17 protein-coding genes are annotated in these 21,728 nt (G+C 69.6%); 11 read left to right on the forward strand and 6 right to left on the reverse strand.

Annotated elements, in window-relative coordinates; translation table 11 throughout:
• The first annotated feature begins 3 nt into the window (after positions 1-3).
• The 10 genes from H7H34_RS13540 to H7H34_RS13585 are packed head-to-tail and all read left to right on the forward strand — an operon-like array spanning position 4 to position 10,990.
• The gene (locus tag H7H34_RS13540; protein WP_185925501.1) at positions 4-972 is read left to right on the forward strand and encodes a branched-chain amino acid ABC transporter permease; all 969 of its coding nucleotides are present in this window, start codon (positions 4-6) and stop codon (positions 970-972) included.
• Positions 965-1,750, forward strand: coding sequence for an ABC transporter ATP-binding protein (locus H7H34_RS13545; protein ID WP_158192831.1), 786 nt, complete (start codon positions 965-967; stop codon positions 1,748-1,750). The genes H7H34_RS13540 and H7H34_RS13545 overlap by 8 nt, the downstream gene beginning before the upstream one ends.
• On the forward strand, positions 1,743-2,447 hold the full coding sequence (locus H7H34_RS13550) for an ABC transporter ATP-binding protein (RefSeq protein ID WP_185925502.1): 705 nt from the start codon (positions 1,743-1,745) through the stop codon (positions 2,445-2,447). The genes H7H34_RS13545 and H7H34_RS13550 overlap by 8 nt, the downstream gene beginning before the upstream one ends.
• Positions 2,447-3,748 (forward strand): 3-isopropylmalate dehydratase large subunit, encoded by a 1,302-nt coding sequence (locus H7H34_RS13555; RefSeq protein ID WP_185925503.1) that lies wholly within the window; start codon positions 2,447-2,449, stop codon positions 3,746-3,748. The genes H7H34_RS13550 and H7H34_RS13555 overlap by 1 nt, the downstream gene beginning before the upstream one ends.
• Positions 3,745-4,251 carry a LeuD/DmdB family oxidoreductase small subunit gene (locus tag H7H34_RS13560; protein ID WP_185925504.1) on the forward strand — a complete coding sequence of 169 codons (507 nt, stop codon included), beginning with the start codon at positions 3,745-3,747 and terminating at the stop codon, positions 4,249-4,251. Before H7H34_RS13555 ends, H7H34_RS13560 begins: the two co-directional genes overlap by 4 nt.
• Positions 4,248-5,147, forward strand: coding sequence for an isocitrate lyase/PEP mutase family protein (locus H7H34_RS13565; RefSeq protein ID WP_185925505.1), 900 nt, complete (start codon positions 4,248-4,250; stop codon positions 5,145-5,147). Before H7H34_RS13560 ends, H7H34_RS13565 begins: the two co-directional genes overlap by 4 nt.
• The gene (locus H7H34_RS13570; protein WP_209006371.1) at positions 5,144-6,883 is read left to right on the forward strand and encodes a hydantoinase B/oxoprolinase family protein; all 1,740 of its coding nucleotides are present in this window, start codon (positions 5,144-5,146) and stop codon (positions 6,881-6,883) included. The genes H7H34_RS13565 and H7H34_RS13570 overlap by 4 nt, the downstream gene beginning before the upstream one ends.
• Entirely contained in the window at positions 6,880-8,931 is a 2,052-nt protein-coding gene (locus tag H7H34_RS13575; RefSeq protein ID WP_185925507.1) for a hydantoinase/oxoprolinase family protein, read from the forward strand. Before H7H34_RS13570 ends, H7H34_RS13575 begins: the two co-directional genes overlap by 4 nt.
• A gap of 3 nt (positions 8,932-8,934) precedes the next feature.
• A complete protein-coding gene (locus tag H7H34_RS13580) occupies positions 8,935-9,549 on the forward strand; it encodes a cysteine hydrolase family protein (protein ID WP_158192837.1) in 615 nt (204 codons plus the stop codon).
• Between the two features lies 1 nt (position 9,550).
• Positions 9,551-10,990 (forward strand): FAD-dependent oxidoreductase, encoded by a 1,440-nt coding sequence (locus H7H34_RS13585; protein ID WP_185925508.1) that lies wholly within the window; start codon positions 9,551-9,553, stop codon positions 10,988-10,990.
• Here the strand turns inward: H7H34_RS13585 and H7H34_RS13590 are convergent.
• The 5 genes from H7H34_RS13590 to H7H34_RS13610 form a co-directional block, all read right to left on the reverse strand.
• Positions 10,980-12,080 (reverse strand): NAD(P)/FAD-dependent oxidoreductase, encoded by a 1,101-nt coding sequence (locus H7H34_RS13590; RefSeq protein ID WP_185925509.1) that lies wholly within the window; start codon positions 12,078-12,080, stop codon positions 10,980-10,982. The two genes, H7H34_RS13585 and H7H34_RS13590, sit on opposite strands and share 11 nt — an antisense overlap.
• Before the next feature lie 84 nt (positions 12,081-12,164).
• On the reverse strand, positions 12,165-13,058 hold the full coding sequence (locus H7H34_RS13595; RefSeq protein ID WP_185925510.1) for a LysR family transcriptional regulator: 894 nt from the start codon (positions 13,056-13,058) through the stop codon (positions 12,165-12,167).
• Between the two features lie 19 nt (positions 13,059-13,077).
• Positions 13,078-14,094, reverse strand: coding sequence for a YeiH family protein (locus H7H34_RS13600; RefSeq protein ID WP_120268313.1), 1,017 nt, complete (start codon positions 14,092-14,094; stop codon positions 13,078-13,080).
• A gap of 620 nt (positions 14,095-14,714) precedes the next feature.
• A complete protein-coding gene (gene lhpI, locus H7H34_RS13605) occupies positions 14,715-15,701 on the reverse strand; it encodes a bifunctional Delta(1)-pyrroline-2-carboxylate/Delta(1)-piperideine-2-carboxylate reductase (RefSeq protein ID WP_120267451.1) in 987 nt (328 codons plus the stop codon).
• A gap of 224 nt (positions 15,702-15,925) precedes the next feature.
• Positions 15,926-16,513: a single-stranded DNA-binding protein gene (locus tag H7H34_RS13610; protein ID WP_120267450.1), complete on the reverse strand. Its 588-nt coding sequence runs from the start codon at positions 16,511-16,513 to the stop codon at positions 15,926-15,928.
• A 757-nt stretch (positions 16,514-17,270) separates the two neighbouring features.
• On the opposite strand from H7H34_RS13610, the gene uvrA reads away from it, so the two are divergent.
• Positions 17,271-20,231, forward strand: a complete 2,961-nt coding sequence (gene uvrA / locus H7H34_RS13615; RefSeq protein ID WP_185925511.1) for an excinuclease ABC subunit UvrA — start codon at positions 17,271-17,273, stop codon at positions 20,229-20,231.
• A 1,101-nt stretch (positions 20,232-21,332) separates the two neighbouring features.
• Here the strand turns inward: uvrA and H7H34_RS13620 are convergent.
• The gene (locus tag H7H34_RS13620) at positions 21,333-21,650 is read right to left on the reverse strand and encodes a hypothetical protein (RefSeq protein WP_185925512.1); all 318 of its coding nucleotides are present in this window, start codon (positions 21,648-21,650) and stop codon (positions 21,333-21,335) included.
• Between the last annotated feature and the right edge of the window lie 78 nt (positions 21,651-21,728).

A 21,728-nucleotide genomic window follows, 5' to 3' on the forward strand; every position in this document is an offset into this window, starting at 1 on the left:
CCCATGCGCCAGCTCGCCCTTCTCGGTCTCGTCTTCGCCGCCCTGTTCTTCGTGCCCTTCGTGGTCACTTCGGAGGCCTGGCAGAACACCATCCTGATGACCCTCTACGCCGCCCTGCTCGGCCAGGCATGGAACATCCTCGGCGGCTATGGCGGCCAGTTCTCCTTCGGCCATGCCGCCTTCTTCGGCACCGGCGCCTACACGGTCGCGGTGCTGCAGGTGCAGCTCGGCGTCAATCCGTGGATCGGCCTTGTCGCCGGCGGGGCGATGGCCGTGGCGGTCGCCGCCTTCATCGGCTTCACCACGTTCCGCTACGGCCTGCGCGGGTCCTATTTCGCACTGGTGACGCTGGCCTTTGCCGAGGTGCTGCGGATCCTGGCCAACACCGTGCCCTTCACCGGCGCCGGCGTCGGCATCCTGATCCCGCTCGAGCAGAGCGCCGCCAACCTGCAATTCGCCTCCAAGGCGGGCTATTACTGGCTGGTCTGGGCCATCGCGCTCGCCGCCTTCCTCACCGTGTGGTGGATCGGCCATTCCCGCTTCGGCGCGCGGCTGATGGCGGTGCGCGACAACGAGGACGCCGCGCGCGCCCTCGGCGTCGATCCCTTCGCGGTGAAGATGCGGGCGATCATGCTGTCGGGCCTGTTCTCCGGCCTCGCCGGCGTCTTCTACGCCCAGTATTTCCTCTATCTCGACCCGGCCATCGCCTATGGGCCCGCCATCTCGGTGGAGAGCCTGCTGGTGCCCATCGTCGGCGGCATGGGCACCCTGTTCGGCCCGCTGCTCGGCGCCGTCGCCCTGCACGGCGTCTCGGAAGCCTCGCGCGCGCTGATCGGCGACCTGCCGGGCATCAGCCTGGTGCTCTACGGCACGATCCTGATCCTGATGGTGCTGTTCGCCCCGCGCGGCCTCGCCGGTCTGGTGCGCCGCCTCTCGGCACGCCGCAGCTCGCGGGAGACGACGAATGTCTGAGACGGCACAGTCGGATACCATGCTCCGCGTCGAGGGCGTGTCGAAGAGCTTCGGCGGGTTGCAGGCCTCGAAGGACATCTCGATGTCCGTGCCGAAGGGCAAGATCACCTCGCTGATCGGCCCGAACGGCGCCGGCAAGACGACGCTCTTCGCGCTGATCACCGGCTTTCACAAGCCCGATGCCGGCACGGTCTCGTTCCTGGGCGAAGACATCACCGGCATGGCGCCGCAGGACATCGCCCGGCGCGGCATGATCCGCACCTTCCAGATCGTCCAGCCCTTCGCCGGGCAGAGCGTGCGCGAGAACATCGCCGTCGGGGCGCACCTGCATATCCGCTCGCGCGATGCGGCACTCGCCAAGGCCGAGGAGGTCGCCCGCAAGGTCGGCCTCGGCGACCGGCTGGACATGGACGCGGCGGCACTGACCGTTGCCGGGCGCAAGCGGCTGGAAGTCGCAAGGGCGCTCGCCACCGACCCCAAGCTGATCCTCTTCGACGAGGTGCTGGCCGGGCTCAACCCGTCGGAGATCCGCGATGTGATCCCGGTGATCCGCGCCATCCGCGACGAGGGCGTCACCATCCTCCTGATCGAGCATGTCATGCAGGCGGTGATGAGCCTGTCGGAGCACACCTGGGTGCTGAACCAGGGAGAACTGATCGCGCAAGGCCCGCCGGCCGAGGTGGTGGGCGACCCGCTCGTCATCGAGGCCTATCTCGGCAAGGGCATGGCCGAGCGCATCGCGCGCCAGCGCATGACCGCGGGAGGCGCCCATGCTTGAGATCGACAACCTGCGCGCCGGCTATGGCGCGGTCGAGGTCCTGCGCGGCGTCTCGCTGGACATCCATGACGGCGAGATCGTCGCCCTGCTCGGCTCCAACGGCGTCGGCAAGACCACGACCTCCTCGGTCCTGTCCGGCCTGCTGCCGGCCTGGAGCGGAACCATCCGCTTCAAGGGGGAGCCGATCGCCGGCCTGTCGCCGCAGGCCATCGTCGACCGCGGCCTGATCCACGTGCCGGAAGGCCGCCACATCTTCCCGAACCTCGCCGTGCGCGAGAACCTGGAGCTCGGCGCCTATCGCCGGGGCAAGGCGAACCGGGCACGCAACCTGGAGCGGGTAATGGAGACCTTCCCGCGCCTGCGCGAGCGTTCAGGCCAGAAGGCCGGCACCCTGTCCGGCGGCGAGCAGCAGATGCTGGCCATCGGCCGCGGCATGATGGCCGAGCCGGACCTCTTGATCCTCGACGAACCCTCCATCGGCCTGTCGCCGCTGCTGGTGGAGGAGATGTTCGCGCTGATCGGCAAGCTGAACGAAAGCGGCCTGCCGATCCTGCTGGTCGAGCAGAACGTGCTGCAGTCGATGGAGATCGCCGCGCGCGCCTTCGTCATGGAGAACGGCGAGATCCGCCTGTCCGGCCCGACCGCCCAGCTGATGGACGATCCCGAGCTGAAGCGCTCCTATCTGGGGCTTGCCTGATGACCGCCTCCCCCACCACCCTCGCCCAGAAGATCGTCGCGCGCGCGGCCGGCAGGGCCAGCGTCGCGCCCGGCGAGATCGTCACCGCCCGTGTCGACCTTGCCATGATCCACGACAGCGGCGGCCCGCGCCGGGTCGAGCCGATCCTGCAGGACCTCGGCGTCGGCCTGTTCGACGCCAGCAAGGTCGTGCTGATCTCCGACCATTTCGTGCCCGGCGACACCGACGAGGGCGCGCGGATCCTGGAGCTGACCCGGCAATGGGCGGCGCAGCGCAAGGTCGCCTTCCACGACGGCGAAGGCATCTGCCATGTGGTGCTGCCCGAGCGCGGGCACCTGGCGCCCGGCATGCTGGTCGTCGGCGGCGACAGCCACTCGCCGACGGGCGGGGCCTTCGGTGCCTACATGTTCGGCGTCGGCGCGACCGAGATGGCCGGCGTGCTCGCCACCGGCGAGATCTGGCTGAAGGTGCCCGAGACCATCCTGATCGAATGGCGCGGGCGGCTTTCCGACGGGGTCACCGCCAAGGACATCATGCTCGCCCTATGCGGCCGGCTCGGCATGGACGGCGGCAAGTATCAGGCGGTCGAATACACAGGCGAGGCCATCGCCGCGCTCTCCATGCAGGAGCGGATGACGCTCTCCAACATGGCGGCGGAGCTGGGCGGACAGGCCGGGCTGATCGCCCCGGACGAGGTGACGGCCGCCTTCCTGCGAGAGGCCGGCAGCGACCCGGCCGGCTGGGGCGACTGGCGGGGCCTTCGCACCGATCCCGGCGCGCCGCTGATGGAGCATCACGTCTTTGCGGCCGGCGAACTCGCCCCGCAGGTCGCAGCCCCCCACTCGCCCGCCAACAGCGGCCCGGTGGACGACGCCCCGCAGACCAAGGTGGATGTGGCGTATCTCGGCGCCTGCACCGGCGCCAAGTATCAGGACCTTGCCAATGCCGCGCGCATCCTGAAAGGCCGGCGCGTCGCCTCCGGTGTCGAGCTGCTGGTCGCCCCGGCCTCGCGCCGCGACCAGGACCGCGCCGCCCGCGACGGCATCATGGCCGTGCTGGAGGACGCCGGCGCGAAGCTGCTGCCGAACGCCTGCGGCATCTGCGCGGGCTATGGCAGCGCCCGGCTCGGCGAGGACGTCACCTGCATCTCGTCGACGGCCCGCAACTTCAAGGGCCGCATGGGCGCGGCAAGCTCCAAGGTGTGGCTCGGCTCGCCGCTGACCGTGGCGGCCTCCGCCGTCGCAGGCCGGATCACCGATCCGCGCCCGATGCTGACCGAGGGCGCGGGAGGCACGGCATGAGCGGGCGCGTCTTCCTGTTCGGCGACGACATCGACACCGACCAGCTGGCACCGGGCCAGTACATGAAGGGCGGGATCGCGGCCCTTGCCGCCCATTGCCTGGAGGGCGTGCGGCCGGACTTCGCCGGAAGCGTCGCCTCCGGCGACGTGGTGGTTGCGGGCAAGAACTTCGGCATGGGCTCCTCGCGCGAGCAGGCGGCCGAGGCGCTGAAGCATCTCGGCGTTGCCGGCGTCGTCGCCCTGTCCTTCGCCGGCATCTTCTACCGCAACGCGATCAATCTCGGCCTGCCGGTGCTCACCGCGCCAAGCCTTGCCGATCTTGCGGATGGCGAGCGCGTCACCCTCGATCTCGACACCGGTCGGCTGGAGCGCGCGGGCGAAAAGCCTGCCCTCCCCCTCGATCCGCTGCCCGACAATCTCAAGGCCCTGCTCGCCGATGGCGGGCTGGTGCCGCATCTGAAGAAGCGCTTTGCGCAAGAGCGCCAGAAGGAGCAAGGCCGATGAGCCTGGAAACGCCCGCAACCCCGCCGCTGCCCGACCTGAAGCAGCGACTCGCCGGACCGCGCATCCTGCTTGCGCCCGGCGTCTACGACGCGCTCACGGCCCTGATCGCCGAGCAGAGCGGCGCGGAGACCGTGTATCTGTCGGGCGCCTCCATCGCTTATACCCGCTTCGGCCGGCCGGATATCGGCCTCGTCTCGATGAGCGAGGTCGCCGACACCATCGCCGTGATCCGCGACCGGGTGGCGCTTCCCATCGTCGTCGATGCGGACACCGGCTTCGGCAATGCGCTGAACGTCCAGCGCACGGTGCGCGTCTTCGAGCGTATGGGCGCCAACGCCCTGCAGCTGGAGGACCAGACGAGCCCCAAGCGCTGCGGCCACCTGAACGGCAAGTCGCTGATCCCGGCCGGCGAGATGGCCGGCAAGATCCGCGCCGCATGCGATGCAAGGGCCGGCGACGGCACGCTGATCATCGCCCGCACCGACGCCATCGCGGTGGAAGGCTTCGAGGCTGCGCTCGACCGCGCCGAGGCCTATCTGGAGGCCGGCGCCGACATGCTCTTCGTGGAGGCACCGCGCTCGCTGGAGGAGATCCGCGCCATCCATGCCCGCTTCGGCGGACGGGTGCCGCTGATGGCCAACATGGTGGAGGGCGGCAAGACCCCCATCGTCAACGCCGCCGGGCTGGAGGAGCTGGGCTTCAGCTTCTGCATCTTCCCCGGCGGGATCGTCCGCGCGCTGGCCGCCACCGCGCGCGACTATTACGGGAACCTGGTCGCGAACGGCTCCAACGAGGCGTTCCGCAACCGCATGTTCGACTTCGCCGGCCTCAACGGCGTCATCGGCACGCCCGAGATGCTGAAGACCGGCGAGCGCTACGACACGGGAGCCGCCTGATGGCGATCGATACCGTCACGCTGGCGATCCTCAAGGGTCGCCTGGAACAGATCGCCGACGAGATGGACGCGACGCTGTTCCGCTCCGCCTTCAACCCGATCATCGCCGAGGCTCATGACGCCTCGCACGGCATCTACGATGCCACGACCGGCGAAACCCTGGTGCAGGGCAAGTCGGGCCTGCCGATCTTCGTCGGCGTCATGGCCTTCGCCGTGAAGGCGGTGATCGACAAGGCGGCGAAGGCCGGCGGCGTCCACGAGGGCGACGTGTGGATCTTCAACGACCCTTACGACGGCGGAACGCACCTGTCCGACTTCCGGCTGGTCAAGCCGGTGTTCCGGAACGGCAAGCTGTTCTGCTTCCTCGCCTCGGTCGGCCACTGGCACGATGTCGGCGGCAATGTGCCGGGCAACTACAACCCGGCCGCGACCGAATGCTTCCAGGAAGGCATGCTGATCCCGCCGGTGAAGCTCTACGACCGCGGCGAGTTCCGCCAGGACGTGGTGGACATCCTGTCCGCCAACTCGCGCCTGCCACTGTCGCTATACGGCGACCTCAACGGCCAGATCAACGCGCTGGAGCTCGGCGAAAAGCGCATGCACGCGCTGCTCGACGACTACGGCGATGCCACCGTCGCCACCTGCCTCATCGAGCTGAAGGCGCGCGCGGCGCGGATGATGCGCGCCCAGATCGCCGAGCTGCCGCAGGGCACCGTCTCGGCCGAGGACTGGCTGGACAATGACGGCATTGTCGACACGCCGCTGAAGATCGCCCTCGACCTGACCATCGACGGCGACCGCATGGTGATGGACTTCTCGCGCTCCTCGCCCGCTTGCGCGGGGCCGGTCAACATCTCGCGCTCCACCGCCATCGCCGCCTGCTACGTCGCGCTGAAGCACATCTTCGGCGAGGTGCCGGCCAATGCCGGCGTGCTGGAGCCGGTGGAGTTCCGCATCGACGACGGCTCGCTGCTGGCGGTGCGCGCGCCCAAACCCGTCGGCGGCTACACCGAGACCATCCTGCGGCTGATCGACGTGGTGTTCCAGGCGGTGGCGAAGATCGCGCCGGAGCCGGCCATGGCCTGCGCCTATGGCACGATCAACGCCCTGTCGCTGGCCGGCCATCGCAAGGACGGCCGCCGCTGGGTGATGTTCTCCTTCTTCGGCGGCGGCCACGGCGCCCATGCCGGGGGCGACGGGCTCAACCACGGCAACGCGCCGATCTCCACCGCGACGATCCCGCCGCTGGAAATCCTGGAGGCGGCCTATCCGGTGCGCTTCACCCAGTGGGCGCTCAGGCCGGACTCGGCCGGTCCCGGTGAGACGCGCGGCGGCCTCGGCGCGACCTACGAGATCGAGCTGCTGGAGGAAAACGCCGACGTCTTCCTGTTCGGCGAACGCGGGCGCCATGCCCCTCCCGGCGTCGTCGGCGGCGGCCCGGCCGCCCTCAACCGCTTCTCCTTCGAGCAGGTCGACGGATGGCACGAGCCGCCGATGGCCTCCAAGATGGTCGGCATCCGCATCGCCCGCGGCCAGCGGCTGCGGCTGGAAACGCCCGGCGGCGGCGGCTACGGCGCGCCAAGCGCCCGCGATCCGCAGGCCGTCGCCCGCGATGTGGCGCAAGGCTATGTGACCCGCGACAGCGCGCAGGCGGATTACCGCGTCGCGCTGAATGAGGACGGCAGCATCGATGCCGCCCGCACCCAGTCCCTTCGTTCCCGGGAGGCCGCCGAATGAGCGGATCTGCATTTGTCATCGGCGTCGATGTCGGCGGCACCTTTACCGACGTCTTCATCCTCGACGAGGCGAACGGGCGCATCACCACGGCGAAGGTCCCCTCCACCCGCGGCGACCAGTCGAAGGGCTTCATCGAGGGCATCGCCTCGCGCGTTGCCGACTTCGGCGAGATCCGCACCGTCGTGCACGGCACCACGGTCGGCACCAACGCGCTGCTGGAGCGCAAGGGCGCGCGCACCGGCATCATCACCACGGAAGGCTTTCGCGACGTGCTGGAAATGCGCCGCCGCGACCGGCCGACGACCTGGGGCCTGAAGGGCGCCTTCACCCCCGTCGTCGCGCGCACCGACCGGGTCGAGGTCACTGAGCGCGTGCTCGCCGACGGCTCGGTGCTGCGCGCGGTCGACGAGGCGGAAGTAACGGCGCAGGCGAAGGCGCTGGCCGACGCCGGCTGCGATGCGGTCTGCGTCTTCTTCATCAACGGCTATGCCAACAACGACAACGAGCGCCGCGCCGTGGAGGCGGTGCGCTCGGTCTGGCCGAACCCCTATGTCACCGCCGCGACCGAGATCCTGCCCGAGATCCGCGAGTTCGAACGCCTGTCGACGGCGACCCTCAACGCCTATCTGCAGCCCGTCGTCTCGTCCTATCTCGACCGGCTGGAAACCGGGCTGACGGCCGAGGGCTTTGCCGGGGATATCCTGATCGTCCAGTCGAACGGCGGCGTCATGTCCATCGACACCGCCAAGCGCTACCCGGTGCGCACTGCCCTGTCCGGCCCGGCCGCCGGCGTGATCGCGGCAACGCGCATCGCCAGCGCCGCCGGCTTCGACAACATCATCACCTGCGACATGGGCGGCACCTCCTTCGACGTGTCGCTGGTCGCCGGCGGCGAGGCGGCGCTGGCCGCCCAGACCGCCATCGACTTCGGCATGGTGGTGCGCACGCCGATGATCGAGATCACCACCATCGGCGCGGGCGGCGGCTCCATCGCCGCCGTCGACAAGGGCGGGCTGCTGCAGGTGGGTCCGGAATCGGCCGGCTCCGACCCCGGTCCCGTGGCTTACGGCCTCGGCAACACCCGGCCCACCGTCACCGATGCCAATGTGGTGCTCGGGCGCATCAACCCGGACCGCCCCATCGGCGGCAAGCTCGACCGGCTCGACATCGAGGCCGCCCGCGCGGCCATCGACAGCCATATCGCGACCCCGCTCGGCCTTTCCGTCGAGCAGGCCGCGGAGGCGATCCTCAAGCTCGCCAATGCCAAGATGGCCGGCGCCATCCGCCTCGTCTCCATCGAGAAGGGCCATGACCCGGCGAAATTCGCCGCCATGCCCTTCGGCGGCGGCGGCGCGCTGCATACCGGCGCCTTGATCAAGGAAGTCGGCCTTGCCTCGGCGCTGGTGCCGCGCTTCCCCGGTGTCACCTCGGCGCTCGGCTGCGTCGTCGCCGACATGCGGCACGACCGGGTGCAGACGGTGAACCGGCTGCTCTCCGAGCTCGACGCCGCAGAGCTCGGCCGCGCCATCCTGCGCGATGCCGAGGAGACCCGCGCCGTGCTCGGCAGCGCCGGCGTCGGCTTCTCCGCCATCGACCGCCTGGTCGAGCTCGACATGCTCTATCTCGGCCAGACCCACACGGTCGGCGTGCCGCTGGAGATCGGCGAGGACGACGTCACCGCGGATGCCATCCGCGAGGCCTTCGAGGCCGCCTATCGCAGCGCCTTCGGCCGGCTGCTCGACGGCATCCCGATGCGGGTGATGAACTACCGGATCGCGGTAATCGGCCGCCGGCCGCAGCTCGACATGGCCCTGTTTGCCCCGCAGGGCGGCAAGCCGGCCGCCGAATGCCGCACCGGCACGCGGCGGGTCTATGCGGAAGGGGCCTGGCACGAGGCCGGCATCTACGAGCGCCTGTCGCTCGCCGTCGGTGCGCGGGTCGCAGGTCCAGCCCTGCTTGAGCAGGCGGACACGACGATCTTCGTCGATCCGGGCCTCGTTGCCGAGGTCGATGGCTTCGGCAATCTCGTGATCTCGCGGGCGGGCTGAGCCATGCACGACGCTCCTCTCGACATCGCCCGCACGGGCCTGCTGATCGTCGATCTGCAGAACGACTTCCTGCACGCGGACGGCGCCTATGCGCGCGGCGGCCAGACCAGCGCGGACATCGCCGCGCTCCCCGAGCGCGTGCTGCCGCTGGCAGACAGCCTGCGGCGCAAGGGCGGCTGGGTGATCTCCACCCAGTTCACCCTGGTGCCGGGCAAGGGCGGAGAGCCCTTCATCTCGCCGCACCTGAAGGCGCTGCGCCCCTTCCTGCGCAAGGGGGATTTCTGCCCCGGCGCGTGGGGGCACCAGCTCGTCGACGAGCTGCAGCCGGCCGATCTCACCGTGGAAAAGGTCGCCTATTCGGCCTTCTACATGACGCGGATGGAGTGGGTGCTGCGCAAGGCCGGCATCGACACGCTGATGGTCTGCGGCATCGTCACCAATGGCGGCGTCGCCTCGACCGTGCGCGATGCGCATGTGCGCGATTTCCGTACGATGGTGCTGAGCGACGGCTGCGCCGCCTTCTCGCCCGAGACGCACCAGCGGGCCATCGGCGATCTCGGCACGGTCGCCCGGGCGCTGACCTGCGCCGAGGCGCTGGCGCTGGTCGAGGCCGCGTGAGATGAGCGGCGCCCCCCCGGCAACAGCCCCCGCGATCTCGCGGGAGATCCCGGCCGCGCCCGACATCGAGACCGACGTGCTGGTGATCGGTGCGGGCGCCTGCGGCCTCACCGCGGCGCTGGCCGCACACGATGCCGGCGCCGAGGTGGTGGTGGTGGAGCGCGACGCCTCGCCCTCCGGCTCCACGTCGATGTCTTCCGGCTTCATTCCCGCTCCGGCGACGGCCGCGCAGCGCGCGGCGGGCATATCCGACGACGACGCCGGGCGCTTTGCCGCCGACATCCAGGCCAAGGCCAAGGGGACAGCCAACGAGGCGCTGGTGGCCCTTGCCGCCCGCGAGATCGGGCCGGCGCTCGACTGGCTCGCCGACGCGCACAGCCTGGAATGGCAGGTGCTGACCGACTTCCTCTATCCCGGCCACAGTCGCCACCGCATGCACGCGGTGCCCGAGCGCACCGGCGAGGCGCTGCTCGCCCGCCTGATCGCCGCCGTTGAGGCGGCCGGCATTCCGCTGGTCACCGAGGCGCATGCGCAGGTGCTGCATCTGGACGAGGCCGGCACTGCGCGCGCGGTGACGCTGGCCCGACCGGGCGGCGCGCGCGAGACCATCGCCTGCAAGGCGCTGGTGCTGGCCTGCAACGGCTATGGCGGCAACCCGGAGCTCGTCGCGCGGAACATTCCCGGCATGGCCGGCGCGCTCTATTATGGCCACGCGGGCAATACGGGCGATGCCGTGCTGTGGGGCGAGGCGATGGGCGCGGCGCGCTGGCAGTTGAGCGGCTGCCAGGGCCATGGCTCGCTCGCCCATCCGCATGGGGTGCTGATCTCCTGGGCGCTGATGATGGAGGGCGCGATCCAGGTCAACGCGGAGGGGCGGCGCTTTTCCAACGAGCATGGCGGATATTCCGAGCAGGCCGTCAACGTGCTGGCCCAGCCGGGCGGCATCGCCTGGAACATCCTCGACGGGCGGCTCCACGCCTTCGCGCAGGGCTTTCCGGACTACCGCGACGCGATGGCGGCCGGCGCGATCCGCGAGGCGGGCGACATCGCCGCCCTTGCCGCGGTTACCGGCCTTCCCGAAACCGCGCTGCACGAGACGCTGGAGACGGCGGCGGAGTTTGCAGCGAGCCGCCAGGCCGACCCGTTCGGCCGCGATTTCACCGGCCGGCCGGCGCTGCAGGCGCCGTTCTACGCGGTCAAGGTGACCGGCGCGCTGTTCCACACGCAGGGCGGGCTCGGCATCGACGAGAGCGCAAGGGTGCTGGCCGAAGACGGGACGCCGTTCGCCAACCTCTTTGCCGCCGGCGGGGCCGCCTGCGGCGTGTCGGGACCCGATATTTCCGGGTATCTCTCCGGCAATGGGCTGCTGACCGCCATCGCCTTCGGCCGCGTTGCCGGCCGCTCGGCGGCTAGCCTCAGGAGCTCCAGCCTCAGGAGCTGAAGCGGCCGGGATCGAGCGCGGCAACGACCGCCGGGGCAAGCGCGGGCGCGCGGCCAAGGATGAGGTCCGCCGCCAGCCGCGACAGGGCCGGCGAGGTCTGGATGCCGTAGCCGCCCTGCCCCGCGAGCCAGAGGAAGCCATCCGCCCGATCCGAAAAGCCGGCGACCGGTGTGCGGTCGGGCGCGAAGGATCTGAGGCCCGCCCAGCTGCGCTCAACGCGCGTCACCGAGACAGTCGTCGCCTTCTCGAAGCGGTCGAGCCCTTCGGCCAGAACCATGTCGTCCGGCCAGGCATCCTGCGGCTCCAGCGGATCTTCGTCGGCCGGCGAGACCAAGAGCTTGCCGGCCTCAGGCTTGGCGTACCAGGCCTCTGAAGCGCTGACCACCGCCGGCCAGGAGGCGACATCCATGCCCTCCGGGGCCGGCAGGATCGCCGCCGAGCGCCGGTAGGGCTGGATGCCGAGCGGCGACAGGCCGGCAAGACCGGCAATGGTGTCGGCCCAGGCGCCTGCGGCGTTGACCAGCACCGGCGCCTCATAGGTTTCACTGCCCGCCTCGACCTGCCAGACATCGCCCTTGCGGGAAATCGACGAGACGCGCGCGGAAGTCTCCAGCCGGCTGCCGGCATGACGGGCCGCACGCAGATAGGCCTGCAGCAGCCGGTCGACGTCGATATCGGCCGCGCCCGCCTCATGGGCGGCGGCCACATGGTCATCCGAGAGGATCGGGAAGAGCCGCCGCGCTTCGGCGACGGGGATCTCCTCCAGCCCGTCTGCGCCCTGCAGATAGGCCGAAAACCGCTCCATCTCGTCCGCCTTGGCGACCACCAGCTCGCCGCGCGGACTGAGGAACCCGGTTTCGGCAAAGCCGCCGCCGCCGGCCAGAACCTCGACCGAGGCACCGTTCAGGGCGCGCAAGGTGGCATTGCCGTAGTTGCGGATGAAGATCGCCGCCGAGCGGCCCGTGGCATGGCGGCCGGGCGCGTCTTCCATCTCCAGAACCACGGTGGAACGCTCCGCGCCCAGATGCGCGGCGAGACCGATGCCGGCAATGCCGCCGCCGATGATCAGGCAGTCGCAGGTGATGGGCATGGCGAAGCTCCTTGGGCAAGATTCGGCCATGATACTGGCACGCATGAACAATTCCGGGAAAGAGGCGCCGGGAAAGGCGTGCCCTCACGTCGCGTCGGCAGGTACTTCCAGCGATTGAAGGAAGGCGCGCGCGGCCGGGGAGAGGTGCCGGGCGCGGTGACGCAGCACGAAGAAGGGGCGCGGCGGCAGGCTGAGCTCCAGCGCCGAAAGCTGACCCGAACGCACCGCGCCTTCCGCCACCAGGGAGGACAGGACGGCCGCACCCGCCCCTGCCTCGACGGCGCCGCGCAGCGCCTCGTTGGAGGGCAGCTCCATCGAGATCCGCAGATCGCCGGGCGCAAGGCCGAAGCTTTTCGCCAGCCGCTCCAGCATCAAGCCGGTGCCGGAACCGGCCTCGCGGGCAACAAAGGTCAGCGCCGTCAAGGCATCGGCATTGACGATGCCACGCCGGGCGACGGGATGGTCGCGCGGCAGCACCAGGACCATGCGGTCGTGGCCCACCTCCACCGGCGAAAGATCGGGATCGGCCACCGGCCCCTCGACCATGCCGAGATCGGCCTCGCCCTCGCGGGTCCAGGCGGCGACCTGCTCGCTGTTGCCGATGGACAGCGACACGCCAAGACGGGGATGCGCCTCGCGAAACGCCTTGAGCCGGGCCGGCAGCCAGTAGTTTCCGACCGTTTGGCTGGCGGCGATGCGCACGTTGCCGCGCCGCAGGCCGGCAAGCTCCGCCAGCACCTCGCCGGCGGCCTCGGCCCGGGCGAGGACGGCGCGCGCCTCGCCCAGGAACACCCGCCCGGCCTCGGTCAGGCGGATGCTGCGGCCGACCCGGTCGAACAGGCGCACATCGTGGCGAGCCTCCAGCGCGGCGATGGCCGCGCTGATCGTCGACTGGGTGAGATTGAGGGCTTCGGCCGCGCGGGTGACATGCTCGCGCTCGGCGACCGCCACGAAAATCCGCAACTGTTCCAGCGTCATGGCATCCTGCCCGAAATGGTCACATCCAAACGGTCACCATTAGCAGGGAGATCGCGGCGATGAACAGGGCGGCAATGGCGGCAAGCAGCAAGGGGCGGATGCCGCGCGCGCGGATTTCGCCCAGATCCGTGGAGAGGCCAAGGCCGGCGAGCGCCATGGTCATCAGGAACGTCGTCGCCTCGCCCGCCCCGGTGCGGACCGGATCTGGCAGTTCCACGCTGCTGGCAACCAGCACCATGGCCAGGAACCCGAAGACGAACCACGGCACGGGAAGGCGGGCGGCAACGCCCTCGCCCGTGATGTCGTTGGTCCGGCCGCGCCGGCACCAGGCGGCGAGAACCAGCACCATGGGCGCCAGCAGCAGGACGCGCGAGAGCTTGGCGACCATCGCCGCCTCGCCGGCTTCCGCCGAGTGCCGGAAGCCGGCGCCCGCCACCTGCGCCACCTCATGCACCGAGGCGCCGACGAAGAGGCCGTAGCCGGCGGCATCCAGCCCGGCGAGCGGCGGCACCAGGGGCATCAGGACCATGGCGAGCGTGCCGAAGAGGGTGACGCAGGCGACCGCATAGGCGGTGTCGCCCGCCCCGGCCCCGGTCGCCGAGCGGGTGGCGGCCACGGCGGAGGCACCGCAGATCGAGGTGCCGGCGGCGATCAGCCGGGCAAGGTCCGGCGCAACGCCGAGCAGCCGGCCAGCCCACAGGGTGAGAGCGAAGGTGGCGACGAGCGCGGTCGTGGTGACAGCCAGCCCGCCGAGCCCGAGCGACAGGAGGTCGGCCAGCGTCAGCTGCAGGCCGAGCAGCACCACGGCGGCCCGCAGCAGCGTCACGGCGGACAGGCGCACGCCCGGCATGACGCCCTCGGACAGCGGCATCGCCGCGCGGATAACCAGCCCGAGCGCCATCGCCAGCGCCATCGGCCCGAGCAGGTCGAGACCGGGGACAAGCCGCAGGGCCTTGCCGGCAAGCGCGAGGACGACGCAAAGCAGGACGCCGGGCAAAACGAGACCGAAATTTGCGACGGATTTTGCAAATTTCATCTCAATATTCGAGATTCCGGCGAAACTCATGCCTTGCCTCCTGCAATTCTCACGCAAGATGACAGCGAAATTTCATTCGTACAAACTGATTGTTTTCGTGATTATGATCGATAGGATCGATTGATTATCGCGGACGACAAAACAGAGGCCGCTTCAGCCCCCTGCGCGCCGGCAACACCCGGGACTTATCCCCGTCAGCGTGCCGGCCGCGGCCGGGGAAAAGCCATGCATCCCCGCTGCTGCTCTGGAAACCAATAGACCCCGGCGCGCGCTTCGCTTGGCCGGGGTGACGGCCGAGGGGATGCGAGGCCGTGCGTCAGCACAGAGTGGGGCCCAGAGACAACCTCAGCAGGTGCGAGGCGGAAGGCGCTCATCCCACTCTCGCTTGTCATACCTGCGAAGGCAGGTATCCAGTATCCGCCGGGGCGGATGGCGCGCGAAGCTAGCCGCCACCGGCGGTCCGGCGGCAGTGCCGAAGCCCAACGCGAACCGTTCGGGGTTACTGGATCCCGGTCTTCGGCTTCGCCGAAACCGGGATGACATCCTGCGGCGAGAGGGAGCGTGGAAGGGACTGCGCGCCTTAGCCGCTGCTCTGGCAACCAACAGGCCCCGCCGCGCCGTCACATCACCGGCAGGATGCGCGGCGAGGTGGACTGGCCGGTCTTGGCCGAGGCGGTCTCGAAGGCGAGGATCGCGCCGGCGAGATCTTCCAGCGCCGCGCCGACCGACTTGAACAAGGTGATGTCGTCGGACTGGCGCAGCACCGCATGGGTGCCGCGGGCAAGGTCGAACAGGTCGGCCTCGATGCCGTCCTCCTCGAGCGCACCGGAGGCCAGCGCCCGAACGATGTCGCCGCCTTCCTTCATCGCGCCCTCGCGCGTGTCGACGAAGACGCGGGCCCGCGAAACGGCCTCGTCGTCGCTCTCGCGCATGGTCGGCTTGAACGCGCCGACCAGATCGAGATGGCTGCCCGGCTTCAGCCAGGCGCCCTGCACCAACGGCGTTTCAGACAAGGTGGCGCAGCTGACGATGTCGGCATCGCGCACGGCGGCTTCCAGATCGCTGGCCGGCTGAGCGAGAATGTCGAGTTCCTCGGCGATCTCGTCGGCCACAGCTTGCGCCTTCTCCGGATCGCGGCCCCAGACCGAGACCCGCGACAGCGGCCGCACCGAGGCATGGGCGGCGGCAAGATTGCGCGACAGGCGGCCGGTGCCGACCACGAGCAGATGGCGGGCATCCTCGCGCGCCAGATAGTCCGCCGCCAGAGCGGAGGCCGCCGCCGTGCGCCGGGCGGTGAGCTCGCCGCCGTCGATCATCGCCAGCATCTCGCCGGTGCGGGCATCGTTGAGCAGGTAGCTGGCCATCACCGCCGGCAGGCCGCGCGCGCCGTTGCCCGGCACCACGGTCGCAAGCTTGGTGCCGAGATAGCGCCCCGGAACCCAGGCCGGCATCAGGAGCAGCGTGCCGTCCGCCTCGCCCGGCACCTCGAAATCGTGATGGTGACGCACCGGGCTCTCGCAGCCGTCGCGGAACATCGTCCGCAGCGCCTCGATCAGAGGCCGCCATTCGAGCGCGTTGCGGGTGGCATCCGGGTCGAGTTGCAGCATGGGAGCCTCCGTGAAAGACCGGAAAAGATGCTGGCAGATGAGAGCATCCGCCGGGTGGGACGGCGAGTTTGCGTCTCAAACCCGGCAGCGCCAAGGCAGGATCGCCGCAGCGAGCCACCGGAGGGAAGGAGCGCGTGCCGGCCGGCTGGAAAAAGGTGCCGCCCCGCGAAGAACCGGGGCGGCACGTATCGCAAAAGGCCGCAAAGGGCCGGATCAAAGCCCGATCAGAACGGGATCTCGTCGTCCATGTCCGGGCCGCCGCCGAAGCCGCCGCCCGAACCGCCGGACCCGCCGGAGCCACCGCCCGAGCCGCCGCCGTAACCGCCGCCACCGGAGCCGCCGCCATAGCCGCCGCCGCCCGAACCGCCGCCGTAGCCGCCACCGCCGGAGCCGCCCTCATAGCCGCCGCCACCGCCGCCTTCGACAAAGCGGCCGCCGCCACCGCCGCCGCCGCCCTCGCCGCGACCGTCAAGCATGGTCAGCGTCGAGTTGAAGCCCTGCAGCACGACTTCCGTGGAATAGCGCTCCTGGCCGGACTGGTCCTGCCACTTGCGGGTCTGCAGCTGGCCCTCGATGTAGACCTTGGAGCCCTTGCGCAGATAGTTCTCGGCGACCTTGGCCAGCCCCTCGTTGAAGATCACCACGCGGTGCCACTCGGTGCGCTCCTTGCGCTCGCCCGAGCTGCGGTCCCGCCAGGTCTCCGAGGTGGCGATGCGCAAGTTGACCACCGGGCGCCCGTCCTGCATCCGGCGGACCTCCGGGTCGGCTCCCAGATTGCCCACCAGGATCACCTTGTTGACGCTTCCCGACATTGTCGTCTCCTTGCCTGCCGGTCGTTGCCGGCCTGTCCATGAGCCGGCCGGTGCCCGGCCAGGCTCGTCGATGTGAGGCGATCCGCCGACAGCAGCGGCGGGATCCCTTCGTTGCATGAGGCCGGCCGGCGGCACGCATGCGCGCGCCCCGGGGCCCGTGATCATCCCGAGGACCTTAGCCCCGGGCAGGAGGCCGGCGAAAGGCCCGCGACCTTCGAACTGCGCTTTTGGGCGCGGAGCTCCCGTTTTTCCACAATCGCTTTGCCGGCGGGACGGGACGCGCGGGCACGGAGAGGCGAACACCCCTTGCCCGGCGGGCGCACCCGCACCACATGCCGACGATCTTGCGGAACAATATATGTTCCTGATATGTTCACGCAATCGGATTCGCGAACGCCTGCGTAGACTCTCCCCGAAGGTCATGGCGGACTGCGGTACGGATGGCGGTTCGGCCGGCCGAGCGATCATCGGGCCGGTCGGCCGGCGGCCTGATGCTGCGTGCGCCGATGGGACGTTCGGGAATCCGCCGAGCGGAATCGACGGATGCCGGCGCATGTCGTAGAAGAGCGCTGCCGCCGCCCGCCCCGCACCAAACGCCCGGCAGTGCCGGGTACGCTTCTGCCCCGGACCGCCGGGGCGCCTGTCATTCCCGGCCCGGCCGGGCCGTTTCACTTAAGCTGCCGCCGGCCCTCGCCCTCCCGCGTGACGCCCGGCAGCCCTCCAGATGCCGCAAGGCCGTCATCCAGGGACCGCACGCATGTCCAAGTCGCGTTCGACCTCCACGCCGCCCGCTTCCGCCGCCGACCGGCGCGTGATCAGCGTTCGCGGCGCGCGCGAGCACAATCTGAAGAATGTCGATCTCGACCTGCCGCGCGACGCGCTGATCGTGATGACCGGCCTGTCCGGCTCCGGCAAGTCGTCGCTCGCCTTCGACACGATCTATGCCGAGGGCCAGCGCCGCTATGTCGAGAGCCTGTCGGCCTATGCCCGCCAGTTCCTGGAGATGATGCAGAAGCCGGACGTCGACCAGATCGACGGCCTGTCACCGGCCATTTCCATCGAGCAGAAGACCACCTCGCGCAACCCGCGCTCCACCGTCGGCACGGTGACGGAGATCTACGACTACCTGCGCCTTCTGTTCGCGCGCATCGGCGTGCCCTACTCGCCGGCGACCGGCCTGCCGATCGAGAGCCAGACGGTCAGCCAGATGGTCGACCGGGTGCTGGCGCTGGAGGAAGGCACGCGGCTCTACCTGCTGGCCCCGATCGTGCGCGGGCGCAAGGGCGAGTACCGCAAGGAACTCGCCGAGCTGATGAAGAAGGGCTTCCAGCGCGTCAAGATCGACGGCACCTTCCACGAGATCGCCGAGGCGCCCGCCCTCGACAAGAAGCTGAAGCACGACATCGACGTGGTCGTCGACCGCATCGTCGTGCGCCCGGACATCGCCGGCCGGCTGGCGGATTCGCTGGAGACCGCCCTGTCGCTGGCCGACGGCATCGCCATCGCCGAATTCGCCGACAAGGCGCTGCCCGCGCCTGCCGACGGCGCGGTGCTGCAGAACCGCAACGAGACCCATGAGCGCGTGGTGTTCTCGGAAAAGTTCGCCTGCCCGGTCTCCGGCTTCACGATCTCCGAGATCGAACCGCGGCTGTTCTCCTTCAACAACCCGTTCGGCGCCTGCCCGACCTGCGATGGCCTGGGCACCACGCTCGCCTTCGAGCCGGAGCTGGTGGTCCCCGACCATACACTCACCCTGCGGGAAGGCGCGGTGCTGCCCTGGGCCAAGACCGGTTCGACCTCGCCCTATTACGCCCAGACGCTGGACGCGATCTGCCGCCATTTCGGCGCCTCGATGGCCACCCCCTGGGCGGACCTGCCGGAGGCGGTGCGCGAGACGATCCTCAATGGCTCGGGCAAGGAGAAGATCGAGTTCGTCTATGACGACGGCGTGCGCAGCTACCGCACCGCCAAGACCTTCGAGGGCGTCGTCGGCAATATCGAGCGGCGCTGGCGCGAGACCGACAGCGAATGGGTGCGCGAGGAACTGTCACGCTACCAGTCCGACCGCCCGTGCCCGGCCTGCAACGGCTACCGCCTGAAGCCCGAAGCGCTGTCGGTGAAGATCGCCACCCGCCATATCGGCGAGATCTCGCAGCTCTCCATCCGCGATGCCGCCGCCTGGTTCGCGGAGCTGCCCGAGAAGCTGACCGACAAGCAGTCGGAGATCGCCCTGCGCATTCTCAAGGAGATCCGCGAGCGGCTGAAGTTCCTCAACGACGTCGGCCTCGACTACCTGGCGCTGTCGCGCAACTCCGGCACCCTGTCGGGCGGCGAGAGCCAGCGCATCCGGCTCGCCTCGCAGATCGGCTCGGGCCTGACCGGCGTGCTCTACGTGCTCGACGAGCCGTCCATCGGCCTGCACCAGCGCGACAACGCTCGCCTGCTCGACACGCTGAAGCACCTGCGCGACCTCGGCAACACGGTGATCGTGGTCGAGCATGACGAGGACGCGGTGCTGACCGCCGACTATGTGGTGGATATCGGCCCGGGCGCCGGCATCCATGGCGGCGAGGTGGTGGCCCAGGGAACACCGGCGGAGATCCTCGCCAATCCGAAGTCGCTGACCGGCCAGTACCTGTCCGGCGCCATGGCGATCCCGATGCCGAGCGAGCGGCGCCAGCCGAAGAAGCACCGCCGCATCCATGTGGCGGGGGCGCGCGGCAACAACCTGAAGAACGTCTCGGCGGACATTCCGCTCGGCACCTTCACCTGCATCACGGGCGTCTCCGGCGGCGGCAAGTCGACCTTCCTGATCGACACGCTGTACAAGGCGGCGGCGCGGCGACTGAACGGCGCGCGCGAGACCCCGGCCCCGCACGACCATATCGACGGGCTGGAGCAGCTCGACAAGGTGATCGACATCGACCAGTCGCCGATCGGCCGCACGCCGCGCTCGAACCCGGCGACCTATACCGGCGCCTTCACGCCGATCCGCGAATGGTTCGCCGGCCTCCCCGAGGCCAAGACACGCGGCTACCAGCCGGGGCGCTTTTCCTTCAACGTCAAGGGCGGGCGCTGCGAGGCGTGCCAGGGCGACGGCGTCATCAAGATCGAGATGCACTTCCTGCCCGACGTCTACGTGACCTGCGATGTCTGCAAGGGCAAGCGCTACAACCGCGAGACGCTGGAGGTCGAGTTCAAGGGCAAGTCCATCGCCGACGTGCTCGACATGACGGTGGAGGAAGGCGCACGCTTCTTCTCCGCCGTGCCGGCGGTGCGCGACAAGCTGGAGACGCTGGCCCGCGTCGGCCTTGGCTACATCAAGGTCGGCCAGCAGGCGACGACTCTGTCGGGCGGCGAGGCGCAGCGCGTCAAGCTGGCCAAGGAACTGTCGAAGCGGGCGACCGGCCGCACGCTCTACATCCTCGACGAACCGACGACCGGTCTGCATTTCCATGACGTCGCCAAGCTGCTGGAAGTGCTCCACGAACTCGTCGAGCAGGGCAACACGGTGCTGGTGATCGAACACAATCTGGAGGTCATCAAGACCGCCGACTGGGTGATCGATCTCGGCCCCGAAGGCGGCGACGGCGGCGGCACCATCGTCGCGGCCGGCACGCCGGAGGACATCGTCGAGGCGGAGGCGAGCCATACCGGTCGCTTCCTGCGCGAGGTGCTGGAGCGTCGCCCGGCCCGCGGCATGAACGCGGCGGAATAGGCGCTCCTCCCTGGCGGGGGGAACCGCGGACGTGCGGCCGGCATGCGCTTGCCGGCGTCAGGAAACCAGGGCCCGGGTGTGCCGCCCGCGGCTGGTATCTGGACGCCGGATCGCGCCCGGATCGAGCGATTGCGCCGCCGCGGTCAGGCATGACCGGCGCGGGGAAGCGACTGGCGCGGGCGCCCCCCTCTGTCGGCTGCGCCGACATCTCCCCCTCATCGTCCCTTCTTGGGGGAAGAGAGGAGCCAGCTGCTCGACCAGCGCATCATCGCGACCGCTCTGGCAGCCAATAGGCCCCGGATCTCGCGATGCTCGTCCGGGGTGACGGCCGAGAGGATGTGAGGCCGTGCACCACCCGCAGGAGGTCATCCCGGCCGCAGGCGAAGCCGGAGAGCCGAGACCCATTGGCACCCTCAGCCAGCGTGAGGCGGGAGGTGCGGTGCCTCTCCCAGCTGCCGTCTTGCTGGCTCCGCCCCTGCCTTCGTCCTCCCGGGCAAGGCGAAGCCTCGACCCGGGACCGGGGAGGCAAGGCGTTTGCGGCCCGTGCCTGAGCGCTCCCGCACCCGCTCGCCGATCCCGGCTCGGCGCTGCGCACCGTCCGGGAAGACGCGGGGAAAGGACTGCGCTCGGGATGGCGCGCGAAACGGGGATGCTGCTCGGCCTCCGTCTCCTCGCGACCGCTCTGGCAGCCAATAGGCCCCGGATCTCGCGAGGCTCGTCCGGGGTGACGGCCGAGGGGATGCGAGGCCGCGCAACCTTCTCAGCAGGTCCTCCCGGGCAAGGCGAAGCCGGAGAGCCGGGACCCATTGGCACCTTCAGCCGGCGTGTGTCGGGAAGACCTCTCGTCGCATCAATCCGGCCAAGCGTGAACTGCGGCCTGGGGCCGGAGAGGTACAAGCAGCCTCAAGGCGGTGTTGGAGCAACTTGGCCGACTGGCCCTCTCCCGCGTCCTCCCGGACGGCGCTTGCCCACCGCCGACGCGACACACCCCGTCGGGCAAGGCGGGAGAGGTACTTCCTTCCCGCCTTTCCGGAAATTCGCGGTTCAGCCTGCGCCGCTGATCTTGCAGGCGTGGTGACGGCGTCGCGTCATCCGGGCCTGTTATTTGTAGCCGTCGCTCTTCAGTTTCTTCTTCCACTTCTCGAAGTTCGCAGCGCCCCCGGCCCCAAGTCGCTTCTGAGGACCTGACTTGAAGAAGGAGATGCGCTCGGCGATGAAGCAGCCGGCATTCGAGCAATTCAAGGTATAAGACTTCCCATCCTTCTTCAGGACAGCATTACCTGCCAAGGCGGTGGCGGGAAGGACCAAGAGAAAGAACACAAAAAACAACCGTCTCATCGAATTCTCCAATATCTCAAGAATAAAAGGCCCTTGATCAAAAGACGCTTGCTCGCAGGTGTCAAGAAAATTGGCGGCCACGTCCTCCCCTCCCCGCCGCCGCGGAGCGCGTTTCGCCGGCGGGCAGCGATAGGGCGGATCGGGCGGGCATAAGCCCGA

It is taken from the genome of Stappia sp. 28M-7, assembly GCF_014252955.1.
In the GTDB taxonomy this organism is placed as follows: domain Bacteria; phylum Pseudomonadota; class Alphaproteobacteria; order Rhizobiales; family Stappiaceae; genus Stappia.